Source organism: Formosa sp. S-31 (genome assembly GCF_051172795.1).
GTDB lineage: Bacteria > Bacteroidota > Bacteroidia > Flavobacteriales > Flavobacteriaceae > Formosa.
The window spans coordinates 887302-907052 of the sequence record NZ_JAENDK010000002.1 but is presented as its reverse complement, the minus strand read 5'-3'; the positions used below and the strand labels follow the sequence as shown (position 1 = coordinate 907052).

Annotated in this window: 14 protein-coding genes; 2 read left to right on the top strand and 12 right to left on the bottom strand. The window is 37.7% G+C overall.

The genetic code is table 11. The features are described from left to right. The first annotated feature begins 18 nt into the window (after window positions 1–18). Window positions 19–1995 carry a glycoside hydrolase family 97 protein gene (locus tag I3217_RS04210; protein ID WP_435048481.1) on the top strand — a complete coding sequence of 659 codons (1977 nt, stop codon included), beginning with the start codon at window positions 19–21 and terminating at the stop codon, window positions 1993–1995. 112 nt (window positions 1996–2107) lie between these two features. Here the strand turns inward: I3217_RS04210 and I3217_RS04205 are convergent, their stop codons facing one another. The 12 genes from I3217_RS04205 to I3217_RS04150 form a co-directional block, all read right to left on the bottom strand. Further along, a complete protein-coding gene (locus I3217_RS04205; RefSeq protein ID WP_435048480.1) occupies window positions 2108–3991 on the bottom strand; it encodes a mucoidy inhibitor MuiA family protein in 1884 nt (627 codons plus the stop codon). Between the two features lie 116 nt (window positions 3992–4107). Further along, window positions 4108–4500 carry a hypothetical protein gene (locus I3217_RS04200; protein WP_435048479.1) on the bottom strand — a complete coding sequence of 131 codons (393 nt, stop codon included), beginning with the start codon at window positions 4498–4500 and terminating at the stop codon, window positions 4108–4110. A 125-nt stretch (window positions 4501–4625) separates the two neighbouring features. Continuing rightward, window positions 4626–5948 carry a hypothetical protein gene (locus tag I3217_RS04195; RefSeq protein WP_435048478.1) on the bottom strand — a complete coding sequence of 441 codons (1323 nt, stop codon included), beginning with the start codon at window positions 5946–5948 and terminating at the stop codon, window positions 4626–4628. A gap of 294 nt (window positions 5949–6242) precedes the next feature. Then, complete coding sequence (locus I3217_RS04190; protein ID WP_435048477.1) at window positions 6243–7406, bottom strand: alpha/beta hydrolase-fold protein; 1164 nt, start codon at window positions 7404–7406, stop codon at window positions 6243–6245. Then, a complete protein-coding gene (locus I3217_RS04185) occupies window positions 7399–7812 on the bottom strand; it encodes a GNAT family N-acetyltransferase (RefSeq protein ID WP_435048476.1) in 414 nt (137 codons plus the stop codon). The genes I3217_RS04190 and I3217_RS04185 overlap by 8 nt, the downstream gene beginning before the upstream one ends. Window positions 7813–7983: 171 nt before the next feature. Continuing rightward, window positions 7984–9159, bottom strand: a complete 1176-nt coding sequence (locus I3217_RS04180) for a serine hydrolase domain-containing protein (RefSeq protein ID WP_435048475.1) — start codon at window positions 9157–9159, stop codon at window positions 7984–7986. Between the two features lie 96 nt (window positions 9160–9255). Beyond that, a complete protein-coding gene (locus I3217_RS04175; RefSeq protein ID WP_435048474.1) occupies window positions 9256–10785 on the bottom strand; it encodes an alpha/beta hydrolase in 1530 nt (509 codons plus the stop codon). 153 nt (window positions 10786–10938) lie between these two features. Further along, window positions 10939–11490, bottom strand: a complete 552-nt coding sequence (locus I3217_RS04170) for a hypothetical protein (protein WP_435048473.1) — start codon at window positions 11488–11490, stop codon at window positions 10939–10941. Between the two features lie 260 nt (window positions 11491–11750). Then, window positions 11751–12911 (bottom strand): ligand-binding sensor domain-containing protein, encoded by a 1161-nt coding sequence (locus I3217_RS04165; RefSeq protein WP_435048472.1) that lies wholly within the window; start codon window positions 12909–12911, stop codon window positions 11751–11753. Between the two features lie 48 nt (window positions 12912–12959). Further along, window positions 12960–14294, bottom strand: coding sequence for a serine hydrolase domain-containing protein (locus I3217_RS04160; RefSeq protein WP_435048471.1), 1335 nt, complete (start codon window positions 14292–14294; stop codon window positions 12960–12962). A 284-nt stretch (window positions 14295–14578) separates the two neighbouring features. Beyond that, complete coding sequence (locus I3217_RS04155) at window positions 14579–15625, bottom strand: PepSY-associated TM helix domain-containing protein (RefSeq protein ID WP_435048470.1); 1047 nt, start codon at window positions 15623–15625, stop codon at window positions 14579–14581. A 94-nt stretch (window positions 15626–15719) separates the two neighbouring features. Further along, window positions 15720–18068: a TonB-dependent receptor gene (locus tag I3217_RS04150; protein ID WP_435048469.1), complete on the bottom strand. Its 2349-nt coding sequence runs from the start codon at window positions 18066–18068 to the stop codon at window positions 15720–15722. Window positions 18069–18439: 371 nt separating this feature from the next. Between I3217_RS04150 and I3217_RS04145 the strand changes: the two genes are divergently transcribed. Then, entirely contained in the window at window positions 18440–19720 is a 1281-nt protein-coding gene (locus I3217_RS04145; RefSeq protein WP_435048468.1) for an amidohydrolase family protein, read from the top strand. The last annotated feature ends 31 nt before the right edge of the window (window positions 19721–19751 follow it).

The following is a 19751-nucleotide window of genomic DNA, read 5'->3' as shown; positions in this document are numbered from 1 at the left end:
CGACTAAATAATAAAGTAATGAGATTTTATAAATTACAACCTGTCCAATGTTTTGTTATTGCAGTACTACTGTTAATTGGCTTTAAAATACAAGCACAGGAGTATACACTTGAGTCTCCAGATGGTCATCTGGCTTTAAAGGTCAATATATCCCAAGCCATTTCCTGGGTTGCATATCTGGATAATGAAGTGGTTATTGAAAAGGCTGTTGCCGGAATGAATTTTTCTAAAGCAACGGATTTTGGAGTAAATCCACTGGTTAAGAAACATAAAATAATAGAAGAATCAGAGCTTATTACTCCGGTTGTACCTCATAAAAATGCTACGATAAAAGATGAATATCGGGAGTTGATACTTAGCTTTAAAGGAGATTATAAGTTAAATTTCAGAGTTTACAACGATGGTGTAGCCTATCAGTTTGTAGATGAAAGCAAGCAAATAAGGGAAGTTGTTTCGGAACAGGTCAACCTGACTTTTCCAGCAAATTCAAAATCGCTATTCCCAAAGGAAGAATCCATGTATTCCCATAACGAATGCTATTATTTAGATACAGCTTTGGATGCTATAAGTTCAGATGAGTTTTGTAGCCTTCCGGTATTATTTATTACCAATCAGGCCAAAGTTTTATTTACCGAAACGGCATTGCACGATTATCCGGGACTGTTCTTGAAAGGAAATGGTAATACCACTTTAAATGCTATGTTTCCTAAATATGTTTTGGAGGCTGTTGACAAAGACGGAACATCCGATCGTGTACAGACCATTACGAAAGAGGCAGATTATATTGCTAAAACTAAAGGGAAACAGGAGTTTCCTTGGCGTGTATTTGTTATAGCGAAAGACGATGGTGCTTTGGTCGAAAGTAATTTAACGTATCAGTTGGCAAGACCAACAGCTATAAAGAATACGGATTGGATAAAACCGGGTAAGGTAGCCTGGGACTGGTACAATAATAACAATATTTATGGTGTCGATTTTAAATCGGGGTTGAATACAGCGACTTATAAATATTATATTGATTTTGCTTCAAAAAATAATATCGAATATGTGATTCTGGACGAAGGCTGGACAAAATCGACAACCGATATTTTAAATGTTAATCCGGAAATGGATGTACAGGAATTAATTAACTACGGAAAGGAAAAAGGAGTGGGTATTATACTTTGGGTACTATGGAAACCTCTGGATGCAAATCTTTCCGAAATTCTGGAAACTTATAAAAGCTGGGGAGCTAAAGGGATTAAGATCGATTACATGCAGCGCAACGATCAGTATATGGTAAACTCGTACGAAGCGATTGCGAAAGCATGTGCTGATTTGGAATTACTGGTAGATTTTCACGGAGCGTTTAAACCTTCAGGATTAAGAAGAACCTATCCTAATGTTATTAATTACGAAGGCGTAAAAGGGAGTGAAAACAATAAATGGAGCGATAGGATTACTCCCGAACACAATGTAACCTTACCATTTATAAGAATGGTAGCCGGACCAATGGATTATACGCCTGGAGCGATGTCTAATAAACAGGCAGTAAATTACGCGATTAGTTTCGACAGACCAATGAGTCAGGGAACGCGTGCGCATCAGGTGGCCATGTACACAGTGTACGAAGCGCCTTTACAAATGCTGTGCGATTCGCCATCTGTATATTATGAGGAACAGGAAACGGTGGATTTTATTACGCAGATACCAACGACCTGGGACGAAACAAAAGTGTTAGAGGCTTCAGTTGGAAATTACATAGCTGTAGCCAGAAAGCAAGGCGATATCTGGTATATCGGGGCTATGACAGATTGGGATGAACGTAATTTAACGCTTGATTTGTCGTTTTTGGAACACGGCAACTATACCATGACAGTGTATAAGGATGGCATAAATGCCAATACCTTTGCAGAAGACTATAAAATTGAAACTCTGGAAGTAAGTCCTATCGATCGCGTAGAAGCTATTATGGCAAAAGGAGGCGGATGGTCAGCTATTATTCGAAGAAAATAAGAGCATTTTAAGATGCTGTCTTTAATATAAACTTCCTAAAAGAGAGCTAATATCGTTTTAAATTAAACCCTGGAAAATTCCAGGGTTTAATTTTTTTTTTAGGCTTGTTATTTTATTCCACAAGCAGGTTTTTAGATTTAGGGTATTTTACAGAATATTTCAATTCCAGCATTTTGTCTGTGTTAGGTTCTAATTCGAATTCCCATGTAATTATTCCGGTGTCCTGGTCTTGTTTTCCTCCGGTTAGTTTTTCAATATTAACCGTAATCTCTTCGAGCGTAGCTACCGGAACCTGATCCAGAATAATCATATTAATGGTTTGGTTTTTATTGTTTTTAACCGTGGTTTTCCAGGCACGTGTTTCTTCTTTTTTGTTTCCTATAAATTGTTTAGAGGTATAATCTTTAATTTTCTCACGGTTAACAGTTATCTTTTTATCGCGACCCAGAGAAATTTCCAGCGTATCCGAGGCGTAACGCACATCCATGAGTGTTTTTCCTACATAAGTGTCTTCGAAGAATACGTTAGCTTCGCCTTCCAGTAAATGGTATTGCTCCCAGTTTACAATATTGGCGATTAAGAAAGCATCTTTGTCTATTTTAGGTACGCTGTAATACTGGTAGAAGGCTGGTAACTCGTAGTTTTCCATATCTACCGAATAGTTTTTATTGTCTGAATTGATGGTATACGGCGTTTTAATTTCAAAATCTACTGTCGTCTGGTTTTCAATTTGTGCTACCGGAATAGGTTGACTGTTTTGCTCAGTTTTATCAGATAATTGTTCAGTTATAGCAATACCAGTAGCTCTACTTCTTAACATTTTTAAATTATCTTTCTTTTTACTTCCATAACCAACGACTACAACTTCATCTAGACTAACGGTATCCTCTTCCAGAGAGACATTTATCACAGCGGAGGTTATAGGCTGGGTTTTCGAGAGAAAGCCCAGGTATGAAAAGCTTAACTGGCCTGCATTATTAGGGATAGTGATGGCATAGTGGCCGTCAAAATCTGTTGTTGCTCCTATGGTGGTGCCTTCCACTAAAACATTAACACCGGGTAGTGGCTCTCCATTCGCGTCAGTAACCTTACCATTAACACTGTTTATGTTACGGTTATAAGACGGAGGTAAAGTATTGTAGTTAATAAAATAAGTTTCTAATTCCGGAGCTACACCAGATACATTTGGAGTTGCCGAAGAGAATTTCAGTTTAACATCAGTCCAGTCTACTTTTGTGTCCTGTTTAACATTGGCCTTATACATAAGTTGTACAGGTTCGTTTATGTTTTTTGCGCGGATATCGTAAGACGGATACCAGCCGGCATTGCCAACAACATAGGTTAATTCCAGAGGGTAAGTGCCTGTTTGTTTTACTTCGGCCTTTACTAAAATTTCTCCGGTAGGATAGGTCTTTTTGCTGGTTAAAGTGTTTATCTGATTTTGGATATCTCTTCGCTGATTATGCAGGGCTTTAATCGTTTTATTACGTTCAATTTCCTTTAGTTTCAGGCTAGTTAATTTTGTGCTGTAAAAATTAGAGGCCTGCTGAAGATTGTTCACACTCACCTGGTCGTTTCTTCCGCCTACATCTTTGTTTTCTTCTAAAAAAGAGAGTTCGTCTTTAATGATAGCGAGATAGGTGCTTTCTAATTGTAATTTGTCTTTAAGGTCTTCCAGTTGAGTTTCCAGCGCTGTAAGTTCTTCGGATTTTTCCAGTTTGTCCAGAAAGTTCTGTTGGTGGTTAACAGCTAAGACTGTTAATGCCCCCTGAGCTTTTACCTGTACACTTTTGGCATCGATAAAAGGCGATAAATTAATAAACTTTAAAACGGTGGTACCACGTGATAAGTTTACAGATTTTTGTCTTACAATCTGTGCGCCATCCAGGAATACAGTTACTTCATTGACTTTTGTATCAATCTTTTTTTCTGAAATGTCTTGAGCGGATAGTGTTGATGTCAGTAAACTAAAGAGCAGGGCATATACTATTTTCATAGGTTATTTTAATTTAGGTTAAGTGAATAGTTTCAGTAAGGTAGTACAGTTTAGTAGAAGAGTAGAAATTTTAATTATTACTATTTCATGTTTCTTGAACAAGATATATTAATTTTTTAATATTCCAGTACCGGTTCTCCATTAACACAACTTACACCGCTGGGTTGTGCTGGGATACTGCAATCGCTGAATATATTCCATTTGATGTTAAAAGCTTCACGAGCCTTATTATAGGCTTTTATTTTTTCAAGAAAAAGCCTGGTGTCTATTTCGGTAGAGTATGCGATATAGCCTTCGGGACCACCACAGGCTTTACTGCCAAAGGCCGTAAAAGTCCAGTTTGAAGCATCGGTGCAGGATAGGCTGTTAGCTAAAGTTTCAATGTCGGAAAACATGCGGTGTAATTGCTGTGCGTCTTGTTCCTGAGTGGTGTCATCATCATTATTATTACAGGAAAAACTTATGCAGGCCAGCATAAAAACAGCGAGTAGGTGTCTTGGTTTCATCATATGGTTTTCTTCTTAGATGTAGAATGGTCGATTTGGTTGCGTTTCGTTTTAGTGTTTTATCAAACTTAGGTTTTAATTGTTTTCAGTTTTACTATCAATTATCCTGACGTGATTTTAGATACAATCTATTGATTTTCTGATTTAGACTTATGTGTTTTTTTGTAAAAATTATTACTTAAATCGTCAAATTGAAATCCCGTAATTTCAGTCCCTGTTTTTGTAAAGCGGATTGGCGCATACATGCCCATACTATAATAATTTTCAGCAATAGGAATTAGTTTGACTTCGTTACCAAAAATAGTGGTGATAAACGTATCTCCTTTTTTATCAATATTTACAGTATCTGCATTTAAAATACTTTTGTATGTTCCCGAAATGTCCTCCCAAGGTAATCCGTTTACCGACTTTATGTCGGCGGATGTATTAGCAGCTCCCAGGCCGTGTTTGGTGTGGCAGACTTCGCAATAGGTGGGTTCAACGCCATTAGCCACAAGATGTTTCACAGGAGGTGTGCTTTTTAAGGCCTGATATATAGCCCCAAGATCTTCATCGGTCATAATCTGAAAATATTTCCAGGGCATTACTTTACTTAAAGTGCCGCTTTTTCCGGTTTTAATAACGTCTATAAAATCCTGTTTGGTCCAGCTACCAATGCCACTGCTGTCTGATGTGATATTGGTAGAGTATACGTTACCTTCTCTGGTGCCAATGGATAAACCTCCGGCATAAAAAAATTGGCTGCGACCTTCCCAGTTGGTATGACAGGTAAGACAGTGTCCTATATTTACCAGATACTTTCCTCTTTCAAGCGGATTGTTCATATCGGGTTCGGGGAGCAGGGTATCTGTTACCTGACGGAAGGGATCAGATTCTATTCTATCCTCCATGCTTTGGGTTAGTTTTCTTTTGGGGATTGTTTTGTTAACAGGATTTAGTGTTTTAAGGTACACGACAACCGATACCAGATCTTCGTTCGTTAACTGCATATAATCGTAAACCGGCATTCTAGCCAGTTTTCTGCCGTCTTTACCAATGCCTTTTCTTATGGCCGTAGCAACTTCGGCATCGGAGTAACTTCCAATGCCAGTGAGGGTATCCGGCGTAATATTCATGGAGTATAACCAAAGGGAATCCGTTTTTTTCATCATACTAACACCTGCACCTTTTCGGGCTTCAAACAGGGAATCGCCGGGTTCTGATTTATAGAAATTAGAATGGCAGGAAAAACATTGTAAAATGCCATTGGCCAGATAGGCTCCACGAGCTATACGTTGTTCTGTTATCTGAAACCTTGCATCGGGCAAGGGAATATTGGTGCCGGTTTTAAAATACTGGGCCGCGTCAGGCTGGGGGATAAGCCTGTCGTTTTTTGAATGACAGGAGATTAGGAGAATCATTATGGCTATGGCCATAAGGGACAATGAAATAGTATGGAATAATCGTTTCATGGCTTACCCGTTTATTGTAATTAAACGCGGTTAAATTCAATACGATGTTGAAGCAGATGTTGAAAACGATTAGTACTCAGGAAGTTAATTGTAAAGTTAAGATTTTTTTTTGTTTAAAATAATGAAAATCAATAGGTTAAATAGTTGTTGGGTTCTGTGGGAGATAATTTTAGGCGTCTTACTGTTCAAACTTAATCTATTGGTTTCCTTCAATATAGAAAAGGAACTTTGCGATTACGGGAGTGACTACATGGTATTAAATAAGGTTTTAATGTGAAAAATGACGAAGTGCATCTATTCTAATTCCATTAGTTTCATTTTGGCGTGCTCCAGATCTGGATTTAAGCGTAGCGCTGTTTTATAATTTTTAATGGCGTTTTCTTTATCTCCCGTGATGTCATAAGCGTCTCCCAGACTGTCAAAGGCGTTTGCAGAGTCCGGGTAATTTTCTGTGTTGAGGATAAAAAAATCAAGAGCCTTATTGATATACGCGGGATTTTCGCTGCGCAGCATAGTGTATCCAATCTGGTTTACCAGATATTCCGGAGGACTGAAATCATACGACAGTCTGTTAGATAAATTTTGAAAGTGTTGAAGGAGTTGTGTTTTGCTTTCAACATCGCGATAAGAAATGCCATAGCCTTCAAATACGGCAGAAATACCATTGTGAAATGCAATAAGTGGCACCGAGCTATGGTTCTCGTTTTCGAAGTATTCCAGTCTGCCCGGCAGTTCACCACTGCATTTACTGCGTAAGGATTCATAGAATCGGACATGTCGATCTCGGTTTCTGATATTCCGTTTTCCCCAGTTGGCCGTCGCGATGTAAATGTATCTCTTAAAAGCCTGTTCAGGCAGAAGCTTTAACTTTTTATCCATGGTTTCCGAATCCCAGGTTCCAAAACTGGGGTCGATAGCCAGAAACGCATTAAAATCAGTGTTTTCTTTCATATAGGCATGGGTGCTTAGCAGGCCTCCTAAAGAGTGCCCAAACAGCAGACGATACGGTGTCGTTCTGTAAGTTTTATCCAATTCTGGTAAAAGTTCAGTTTCCAAAAAGCTCAGAAAACGATCGCCACCACCCGAATTATTGGCTCTGGTGGTAATAATTTTGTCCGGAGTGTAGTCCCGTCTTCGGTCTACATTCTGAATGCCAACCACAATCATTTCAGGGATTTTCATGGTTCTGTACATCTCCGCACTCATATAGTCTACCATGCCGGAAATCGATTTAAAGTGTGAATTTCCATCCAGTACTATAAGTAGGGGATAACGTTTATGTGCAGCGTTTTTGGTGTTATACGACTGCGGAAGACTAATATAGTAGCTGCGGTCTTCATTAAGAATTTCTGACCGTAACACGTGTTTTGTGCCGATTATGATGGGATCTGTATTTTGAGACCGTAGTTGACTGATTCCAATAAGGACGAACAGGGTGAGTAGCATTTGTTTACGCATCGTGTGGGTTTTTAAGCTTCCAGATATCATAGGTCATTTCAAATTTTAGTTCATTTTTACTGTGCCTCCCTATTTCTGTCCAGCCTGCAATGCGATAAAACTGTTCGGCTCTGGTGTCAGGAGCTGTGCTCAGCCATACGGTTTCGCGGGTCTGACTAAAATACCAGTGTAACATCTGGTCGTGTAATGTTCTGCCAATACCCTGTTTATCGAAATCTGGATGTACAAACAGCGCCCAGATGTTATGGGCTTTTAAATCTGCAATGGCAAAACCAACGATGCGATTGTTCTGCTCGCAAACCCAGCCTTTGCCCCGTAGCGCAATAAATTCCAGACAATCTTCATCTGTTACGAAATCGGGGTTGGACAAGGTGTTTTCGGTTACGGCGTTGCGTACAACTTGCATCTGGGGTATATCGGCTTTATGTGCTTCTCGGAATATCATACAGAAACTAAAGATATACGAAATTTAAAAGTTTCAGCCTGAAGAGCGCCGTTTTTTAAAGATGAGTTATCAGGTTTGTAGTAGAAAGACCATTGCTTTGTTGCTAGAGTAGTCTAATCACTTACAAGATGGTTAGTTTTTAATAAGAGCCCCGTAAATAATTTCTTTTAGTCTGGTATTCATGTTGTTATTGTAAGGAGAATCAAATACCTGTCTCAACTGAATAACAATCAAATCGTTTTTTGGATCTATCCAGAATTCTGTGCCAAAAGCGCCGCCCCAGGTATACGTCCCGTCGGGGAATACAGAATGTCCTTTGGAAACGGCAAATCCATAACCAAATTTAGCCGGCCACCAGGGAAAAGAGACGGTATCAATCTGATTGATGTGCATGAGTTGTGCTGTTTCCGGTTTCAGGAGTTTTACGTTTCTCAAGTTTCCATTATTCAGCATGGCCTGGCAAAACAGGTAATAATCTCTGGCAGTACCTGTCATTCCGCTACCACCTGAAAAATAGTATTGTTCTTTTTGAACAGGGTAATCGGGTTTTAAATGTTCAAACCGGGTTTTCCATTCTATGAATGTGCCATCGGGGGTTGTTAGGTAAGGCTTCACCAAATCTTGCGATAGTGAATCGGGAAAGTAAAAGTCGAGCTTTTCTATTTCCAATGGATTGGTAATGTTTTCTCGGATATAATCATTTAATTGTATACCTGAAGCAACTTCGACCACGCGTCCTAAAACATCTGTATTTAATCCGTATTGCCACTGGGTTCCCGGCTCAAAAGTAATGGGAGCCCTGCCTAGTTTGTCCATGGATTCTTCAAGAGTTTTACCCGACTCACATGTATTAGCTGCAGGTACACGGCCAAGTTTTAAATATATTGCTGAAAAGTCTGTCGAACCCCAGACTAAATCAAGCTTTTCGCCATAAGTAATGCCTGAAGTATGAGTGAGAAGATGATGAATGGTAATAGGAGTATTTGCCGGGCTACTGGTCCATGTTGTATCTTCTGGCTTATAACTGGTAATAATACCAGTATCTTTGAAGGAAGGAATATATTTATAAACAGGATCGTCTAGTTGTATTTTTCCGCTCTCCACTAGTTGCATTATGGCTACAGATACTATAGGCTTGGTCATGGAAGCCAGTCTGAATAGGTGATTTTTGCGATACGGTGTTCTTCGTAATGAGTCTGACCATCCCACTTCCGATTCGTAAATAATTTTTCCATTTTTAGCGATTAAGGTCACTGCTCCGGGAAATTTTTTAGCATCTACAAAGTCCATCGCCTGCGCAGTCGGCAAAAACCTGTCCTGTCGTAATAAAACTTAGAAGTAAAATTAGAACTGTTCTCATGTCGTTTCTTTTAATGGAGGCCAACGTTTTGGCTAAACTGCGTTTTAATGCAGTTTAGGTTTTGTTATCATTTGTTTTTGAATGGCCTCTAAATAAGTTCTTATAGAATAGTTCTCACAGTGCCCACAAGTAGGAGAGAAAACTATTTCAGCATCAGACTTGGGATTAGTCGTGGATTGTAAAAATTCATCAAAATCGCGCATAGCATTATTCAAATAATAATTATCCATATCTCCCATCCAAATATGAATTTTCCCTTGAATCTTTGTACCTAATTCAGGCCAATTTTCTTTAGCATACATTAATAAATCATATTTCTTCCAATATTCTGCAACCGAGGAGTCTATTTCCCCTGTAATTGGATCAAAGATTGGTTTTGGCAAACCGTTAGTGTCTTTTGGACTGTAGACGGCATTCCAGCCTCCCCATTGATTTCGAGAGGTGATATAGGAATCTGTATATCCCTCAACGTTTTCAGTTTGAACCTCTTTCTTAATAGTAAATTCAGGTTCTCCCATCGTATTCCTTTTACTTGGGCGCTCAATAGAATTGTTATTGTAAAAGGCATTTGTATTTTCATAGATATTTATAAGTTGCATTTTATAGAACGATACGGCATCAGCGCTATAAGAAAAACAACCACCAAAATGTTCAGGATAATATAATTGTAGAGCCAATGAAACCCATCCTCCAGTTGAACAACCGGCAGTATAGCGAGTATCTGAAGTCCCTTCGGTTCTATATGTTTTGTCAATTGCAGGAATTAGTTCCTCAATCAATGCTGAACCATATGGGCCATTGTTTGCAGAATTTATTTGGTAAGAATCACCAAACTGACCATAACCATCAAGAAACACGGTAATGATTTGTGGAGCATCTTTTGATATCCACCACTCATTTAACGTTGAATCTCTAACAATTTGATTAACTCGCGTATATCTGCTGCCATATCCCCCAATGTTATAGCAAACAGGATATTTCTTTGAAGGATTGTCGGCATAACCAGACGGGAGTAGTACAGCAGTGTTTATGTTGATTGGTTTATCCCACCATTTAGAAAGCACTTTACTTTCTATTGAAAACATCTGTATGAGTTCATGTTCTTCTAATGTCCACATCCTTCTACCTTCGAAAAATTCAGCTGGAATAATTGGAGCGCTTTCGTTTGTACGCTCAAAAACTTTGGTGAACATCCTATAAGGGTGTTCCGTTCGATTTTCAATTTTAGATTCATCCCACATCACTTGGAGGTAATATTTATCAAAAGGAATGTTATTTAGTTCCCAATTGGCTGTAGATGTCCACTTGGAGCCAGCATCCAGTTCTAATATCTGATCCTTTTTCCAATCCTTAATGTTTATTCCAAATACCCAAGTACTATCTTGATTTGCCGAAAGACTTGTTGGTTGTATGTTATTTTTTAATGTGATATAAACCACTAATTTACCTGTTCCTCCAAATGATTCTTGCATTTTAGGTGCAATTGAAAATTTAAAGGACATATCTTTTTCATTTTGTCCAAAAGAATGAAGTGATAAAAAGGAGAATAATAGAAAGATTATTGTTTTGGTCATGTTTGTCTAATTAATGATAACGGTTTTGTGTAAGCGTCAGAAACGGGAAAATGCGCGAGTATTTTCCGCTGACGCAATCAAGTTAATAAAAAGGCGAGAATTTTCGGTATAAAATTCTCGCCGTTATTGCGTACAAGTTGTTGCCAGTAGTTTTTATTCTTTTTTATTCAGTTCAATCGGATTCGGACTTTCTGGTAATCCAATTAGTTTATTATTATAAAAGTACATATCATAAAACTCTCCACTATTCCAAACTTTTAATAAAATACTATCTCCGATTTTTTCATTCATTCCCATTTCTAAAATTTTAAGCGAATCAGTCGGATTAGGGTTTAATTCATAAATTCCGTAAGTATTTGGGTTTTCTGAAATATCCAATCGTAAATTTCTGTTCTCAATTTTAAAATCATATTGAGTTTGCGAGTAAGGATTATTTTCCAAGTATGAATTCCAGAAAAATGAGAATATCCAATAACAAACTACTGTGTTAACGAAAAATAAAATCGAAAGTCTTTTTTTTATAAAGAAGGCAATAATTCCAATCAGAATGTTCACTCCGAATATTTCAATTCTGTGAGATTCAACTCCAACAGACATAGTAGGGTCAGGCTTAATGCTACTAACCCAATATTTCATAAGTAAAATATCGATTAGTAAAATCAGAAATCCAATTCCGACTAATAATTTCACTTTTGATTTTGTCATTCTCAAATTATTGGCAACATATGGATAACACTAATATGTTTATCGCAGTTATATTTACACCAGCAAAATAGAAAAATCTTACAATTAACTACTAGGGAAAAAGGTCAATTTTAATTACAAGCTTATTAACATAGGTAGAGCAGGAAGCTTTATTGCAGTTAATTCCAGATTAAATATGTTTACTGAAGTCACGATTAAAATAAATGATACTATCTTTTTCATTTGAGGTAATACATCTTTGTTTTTCTATAGTTTATGTTTTACCAGGGACCATTTTTAGTTATATGAATAAACTTACCCTTTTCTAATCTAAAAGCACCGCCAAACCCAACAAACCAAAGTCGATTATCCTGGTCTTTAAATATTTGAAAAACTGCCGGCCCTTTATTATCTGCTGATTTTTTAAATTCTATGAGTTCATTGCCATTATAGGTATATAAATAGTGTTGGTTAGAAACAAACCATAAATTATTGTCTTTGTCTTCAGCTATACTTCCTATGCCTTTTCCTGTTTCAATTTTTCCATGAGTTATATTTTCAGCCGTATTATCAGTTAAATTATAGAGTCCGATTTTTGTTGATACCCATAATGTTCCCTTTTGATCTTCGAATATGCCATTGACAAAGTTTGTTTCAATTCCTGCTTTTTTAGAAACATGTATAAGCGCATTATCGGCGAATGAAAACAAACCGGCGTTGGAACTAAACCATAATGTGCCCTTACTATCTTCGAATATACTATGAACCATTTTTGTGCTTGAAATAGCAAAAGTAGTATCAGTTTTACCTTCGGGAAGTTCAAATTTTGTAAACTTCTGGCCATTAAAAACACACAGGCCATCGCTGGTTCCAATCCAGATTCTGCCATTTTTATCAGCAGCAATACACCACGCATCATTACTTATTAATCCGTCAGATTCGTAATAATTTGTTACGTTTACGCCATCGATACTGCTAATCCCATCCGTATGTGCCATCCAGATTTTTCCATTAGTGTCTTCGGTAATATCTTTAATTGTAACGTTTTTTCCTGAATCACTTCTTATACTGTCTATATGAGTAAGCACGTTGTTTGAAAATCTAAAAGCACCGTCTTGTGTTCCAAACCATAAATTCCCTTTGCTGTCTTGAAACATGGTCCTTACAACCTGACTTATTTGATTATTATGATCTGAAAAAATTAAAGCGTTTTCTCTGTTGTAGGTATTTGGTTGATGATCTTCTAATTTCTTTTCCGGGTTTACAGATTGATATATCTCTTTCTTGCTTTTTTGTCCATTGCAAGAATTTAAAATAAGCGATAGCACTATGGCAGTAAATAATTTAATGGGTATCATCGGTGTTTTTACTAGTATTTGCGGCATAACGGGTTGGTATAAGCCCAGTGCTTTTAATTTTTCATTATGTTTATTAATATTCATTTACATTATTTTAAGCACTTTTGCCCGCATTATCACTTATGTAGTGTTTTATTCTTTAATTCCCTCAATAATATTGTCATTCATATTTATAACCATTTTATCCCCGTTAAATTCAATTTTCAATTCATTGGTATAGGTTAGTTTCAAAATATTACCATCTGCGGCCAGTAGCTCATCATCTAAGAATAAACGGCCGTTAACTTCTTGTAATGTGATTTTAGTGCGTTTAATACCCAAGTGTTTGGTGAGCTCTTCTTTATTGAAAATATAAGTTCCAATTTGACGCTTAAAAGCAGTGGGATTAGCTAACTTGTCTTCAGATAGTAATGCGATATCTTTATTTCTTATGGTAAGATATAAATCCCGTAACAGTTGAAGTATAGGCGTATTTCCCCAATTTGTCGTTATTCCAATGAAATCTCCGGATTCGGGTATCCTAATAATGACACTCTTGGTACCATAACCACTACCTGCAGCAAAAAGTATTTTTTCATTTCCAAAATATTTAATGCTCCATGCATAGCCTTCAAATTCATTTTCACCACTTTGTACATGAGATTGAAACATCATGTCGACATATTTTTTACTAAGAATTTTGTAGTCTTCCAAGCCTTGAACGAACCCAAATAGATCTGAGGGATTAGAATAAAGTCCACCCCCGGCATTATCTCCATAATGCTTACTTCTTTGAGTAAACTCTAATCCATTCGAAGTTATTCGGTAAGGTACTGCTAAGTTTGAAACAACATTTCTACCATTATAATAGCCTGTATTTTTAAGTTTTAAAGGTTGTATGATGTTTTCGGTAATAAAATCGTTATAACTCATACCACTAACATTTTCAATAATTGCACCTAATAAAGTAATACCAGCATTAGAATATTCGTACCGATCTCCTGGGGCAAAAAGAAGGGTTTGTTTCCCCATAATGTCGATTTGTTCCTGGAATGTCAGTGCTTCATGTGGTTGAACTCCGGATTCTCTGGAAAGCCCCGAAGTATGAGTCAATAAATGATGTACGGTAATACTATCCGCCCAACCAGTTTTTAAGCCAGGGATATATTTTGAAATGGGTGTATTTATATCAATCCTGCCATCCTCGACTAAAATTAAAATTGCCGTAGCCGTAAATGTTTTTGAAATTGAATTTATCGAGAATCGTGTATTTGGATTATTCTTGATTTCGAAACTTCTGTTGGCAAACCCGTAGCTTTTCTCAAAGGTGCTATTATTGTGTATTACCACTTTAACAGTACCGGAAAAGCCATATACTCTTTCGTAAGTTTCTATTGTTGAATTCAGCTTTTGTATCAAACCTGAATCCTGACAAAACCCAAAATTTAAGTTTATTAATAGTAATGGTATAATGATGATATGTTTCATGATTTTTAATTACATACAACATCTGGTTCACACTAATAGTTTATCCTTGTTGTATTTACACCAGTAAAATAGAAAAATCTTACCATTATCTAGTAGGGAAAAGGTCAATTTTACTCGCATGCTTATTAACATACATAGAATAGCGGGTAAGCTTTACTCCAAGTTTGATTCGATATTTGGTTTACAAACTCGATTTATAAAATATTACATCAAGCCAGAGACGAACAATCCCTTTAGAAAAAGGCTTCCACAGATTAGTTTTTGCGAAGTAGAAGGCGTAAATATTATTTTTTAGTCTTTTTACGCCTGGCATTCCAGATAATAAATCCGCTAACCGATAGAAACGGCCCGGATAAACCTACAAAACAATACAGTAGTTTTATGCCCAGACCACCATATTGCCCGAAGTGCAGAGGCGATACCATACTATCCAGACGATTAAGAAGCGGGGTTTCTGCAACCTTGGTCACTGCCGTAATGGTGCCGGTATTGGCATCTATACTAATTTTATTAAAATACTTGCTGTAATAAAACGGGTCGTTGTTAAAGGTACCATTTACAGTAAGCGTTGCGCCCGGGGTTTTAGGTAATCGCAGATAGCTGGCATTAAAATCGGGATGGCTGGCAGCAAGCTGTTTTAAAGCGCCTTCCACCGAAATACTCAGTTGTGGCGGATCAGGGATTTTAGGTGTTTGTAAACCCGATTTGGAGACTTTATAAGCCAGAACCGTTCCGGTAATTACCAGTACTAAATTTAAGAGCAGTGCCCAGACCCCCACATAGCGGTGCAGTGCGGAGTAGAAGTTACGGCGGTGCGATCGTTTAATTTTTACCTTAAATAACAGTGTTTTTACAAGGACTTTGCGGTATAATATAAGCCCGGTTATTAGAGAAAGGAAAAAGAGTACGCCCATAATAAGTACCAGAACCCTGCCATAAGGTCCGGCATGAAACGAGTAGTGGAGTTTTAAAATCCATTTACTAACGGTAGTATTGGCATCGATGTTGGCTATAATGTTGCCCGTTTCTGGATGTACAAATATAAAGCGTCGGGCATCAGGTAAACGCAGATTAAACAGGATGGATTCGCCGGGTTGAAAATGGACTACTCTGGTTTCCCATTCCGGAAACTGCTGTTGTACGGTGTGTATTGCCTTATCTAAATGTAAGATCGTGGCAGAAGCATCTTCGGTTCGATAGGCTTTAAAAGTTATATCGTCCAGATCTTCATTAAAAGCCAGTATGGCTCCTGTAAGTCCTAAGACGATAAGAAATAGCCCGGCTATTAAACCGAAATAAGAATGATATTTTAAAAGGCTTCTGTTAGTCACGTTTCAATTAAAATGCAAACATTGGGAATAAATCCCTTAAAACAAAAACATCCTGTAAAATAAATTACAGGATGTTTTAATGGTGTTGGTAGGTTTAAATTTTCACTTTAAGCGATACATTAAAACGCGTACCGTTGGCTTTTATATAATCGTTATCGCGGGCAGCAAATTGAGATAACAGGTTGTAGTAATCTTCGTTTAGCAGGTTTTCTATACCCAGACCAATAGTAGTAGATGGCGACATTTTGTAACTGGTTGTTAAGTTAACCAGATTAAAGCTTGAAATAGGACCCTGACCGTATGAATAATCTCCGTTGGCGTTAGCTTCAAAATGATCTCTGTTACCAGAATAGATGTAAGAGATACGAGCATTAAAGTCAGAACCTAAATTATAACCTAAATAAAGCACACCTTTTAATGGTGGAATACGGTCGCTGTTCATATAGGTGTCGTAATTGTCATTATTTTCCACATCTAATTTACCTTCGGTGTACGATAGTGATCCTCCTAAGTTAAAGTGCTGAGATAATCGGGTGTCGGCAGCGATTTCAAAACCGTAAACACGTTCCGGCTGACGGTCAATTTCGAATATACCGCTTGGTAATTCGGTGTAAGTCGCTCCAAACTTAGAGGTACTTATAAAATATGCTCCACTGAAGTTGGTTTGCCCGATACGGCTGTTAAATCCTATTTCGTAGTTGTTGGCAATTACCGCATCAGAATTAATCTGACTTACCGTACTTTCTGTCGCCGAACGTAATGTACGTCCTAAATCAGCAATAGAGAAACTTTGTGAGAAACTTACAAACGGCTTAAATACAGCCCATTTGTTATAACGTAATCCAACATTAAAAGTTGTAGCGTTATAGTCTAAGTCGCCACCTTCTACAGCAACACCACCGCTGCTAGGCGTAGTTGCGCCTGCTGCATAACGTGTAAGGGTTACGTAATCCGGAATGTGAATACCTATGTTCTCAAAACGGATACCGGCTTTAATTACAAAATCGCTGTACATGGCTTTTAACTGCGCGTAAGGTGCAATGTTCGTCATGTCAGTTTCCGGTACCCAAGGTCGGCCATCTATTAATTCCTGAGCGGTAACATCGTTTAATACATCCAGACCGTATAAGATATTTCCTGTTACAGAACCAAACTCATAGGTCGTGTTGAAGTTAAAACGGGCACCCATTTTAGTTGAGATGATAGACGACTGGCCACCATCGTAACCTAAATCTGGATCGTAAAAACTTACAGTGTATCCATAAACCGTTCTAAAATCCTGAGCGTACAGGTTTAATTTAAAATCGGTGTTTTTAAAGATGTTTGTAAAGTCGTAGGTTAACTGTGCATTGTGGTTGTAACGGTTTCCCTGGTCTACACTTAGGTCTTCACCTAAAATACCAATAGAAGGTGTTACACCATACTCACCAACCTGAGCCACATAATCGGAGTTCTGATTACTGCTGAAGTAGTTGTACATAACTTCTACTTTGTGGTTGTCTGCAATCTGGTAGTTTAATTTACCAAATAAGCTGTACTGATCGGTTTCACCGATACCGTAATACGGAGAAACAACTTCGCCGTCTGCATCGCGGAAAACCCCCGTTTGTCTGAAGGTTCCGCTAACCACGTAACCTAATTTATCTAAATTACCAGAGAAGGTCTGAGAGATGTTGGCTCCAACGGTTTTATCTATGATTTTTAAAGCTCCAGTACTACCTAAAACTGTTTCACTGTTAAAACGCTTGGCAGCATCGGTTTTCTTGGTAATATAGTTGACAATACCACCATCGGCACCGTTACCATAAATGGCTGTTGCGCCTTTAATAACTTCTATACGCTCTATGGTACTTGGGTCTATCGTGTTAATATCGCGACTTCCGTTACGTAAAGGCGTCGACTGCGGAATACCGTCTATAAGTACCAACATTTTTCTACCTCTAAGGGTTTGTCCCGTATTACTGGTCTGGTTGGTGCTTAAGGACATTCCCGGAACCTCGAGTAAAACATCGGCCACGTTGGTACTGGTTTGCTGAAAGGTTTCAAGTTCTTTAGCTGAAATTACTGATACGGAAGATGGTACTTCATCCAGCGTTTCGCGCACACGGTTAGAGGTAATAACTACTTCGTTTAAAGCTTTTAAATCGGTTTGCAAACTGATGTTAACTTCTAGGTTCTGATTGGCCGTTAAGGTAATTTTCTGAGATATTTTAAGGTAACCAATACCAGAAAACTGTAGTGTATACTGGCCACCATCAAGTTGTTCTATGCGGTAGTATCCGTCTGCGTTAGCCTGAGCACCTTTAGTAGTTCCTGCAAGGGTAACCGTAGCATAAGGCACTGGCTGGTTGTTTTCGTCGGAAATGGTTCCGAAGATTGAAGCATCCTGAGCATAAAGTCCCAGAGTACTTATAAAAAACATACAAAATAGTAAATGTTTCATTATTATATTTATTTAGACTGATTATAAACGAGCGCAAAAATAGTATTTTATTTAGGTCTGAAAAGATTTATCTGATGAATTTGTGATGGAGGAGTGGTATGTGGTTTAATTTGAAGGTATTATGTGTCTTGGTGTTTGGTAGGAGTGTTTTTTACTCATTCAAAGTATCCGAAATTTTATCGAGATTCAAACTGTTGGCCGCCGCCTGAAAGATGTAATTTTAAGATACAGCATTCATTTTGAAATATATTTGTTTAATTTATTAGGAATAGTTAAATTTATAAAGAACTGATTATTAGTGTTTTGTAGTGTTTTAGCTGTTTTTTGGAAATGGTTATAACACGTTGTGAATTTATTAACACGTACTAGTCATGATTTCACTTCACTTTATTCGTTTTTATTTTGTCGTTAGTTTTTGTTTATCACTTAGCGTTTATGGTCAGGAGCCAACGTTAATTATAGAAAATGGTCGTGTAATTATTGGAGATGGCTTGGTGTTGGAACAAGCTACAGTTGCACTAGATGGAGAACGTATTCTTTCTGTGACTCAGGAACCGATAATATCCTCGACAGTAAAAAGAATAGACGCTACCGGAAAAACAGTAATGCCCGGGTTAATAGATGCTCATGTACATTTAACTGTGCCCATGGCTAAAGATTTGGAAACATTTAATGTGTTTTTATCAGATACTTTACCATATGTATTGAAGGAATTTCTTCGGCATGGGATTACCACGGTACGATCTACTGGGGATGCCTGGCCTTATATAGGAGAGGTAAGAGACCAGATTAATGCGGGAAAACTGGAAGGTCCACGTATTCTTACCAGTGGACCGGTGCTTACTTATAAAGAAGGACATCCTGCAAACACTGTTTGCAAAGGTAATCCGTTATGTCGCAAATTAGTAACACGTGAGCTTGGTACTCCTGAAGAAGCTAAAATTGTGGTACAGCAGTTGGCAAAAGAAGGGGTGGATTTCATAAAGTTTGTTTCAGATAGTATTCTTTACCCCGTATCACTTCCTAATGATATAGAGGAAGCTATCATTCAACAAGCTCATAAGGAATACAAACAGGCAGTAGCCCATATCGCAGAAGTGTCGTTTATAGAAAGAGCTGTAGAAAACGGATTAGATGGTTTGGTTCATGCGCCAAATATGCCTTTTTCAGTAGAAACAGCCAAAAACATGGGAAAGATTTTAGCTAAGCATCATGTGCCGTATACAACAACAATCACTCCGTATATTGTTTTTTATTTACCTAGTAAGGAAGCCTTCCGTACTGAAGGTGTGAAAAAAAGAAAAGAGGCGGGGTCACGGTTTAATGAGATGAACGCTATGGGGGCACAAATGCTTGTTGGAACAGATTGGACTTCATGGACAGCTGATAAAGGTCCTAACTTTGGTCCGGGGGCTATGTTGTTAACAGAAATGATTCATTTAGTTAAAGGAGGAATTCCTGTATTGGAGGTTATTAAAGCTACAACATTAAGTTCTGCCCAGATTCTCGGTCTTGATAAAAAAACAGGAAGTCTTGAGCCTGGAAAACAGGCGGATATCCTTATTGTTGATGGCAATCCGTTGGAAGATATCAATGCACTTAAAAAAACAGTTTATGTTTTAAAAGGGGGGGGAACAGTGTTTTCTAAATAAGAAGTTAAGTTTTTTATTGTATTAATCAAAT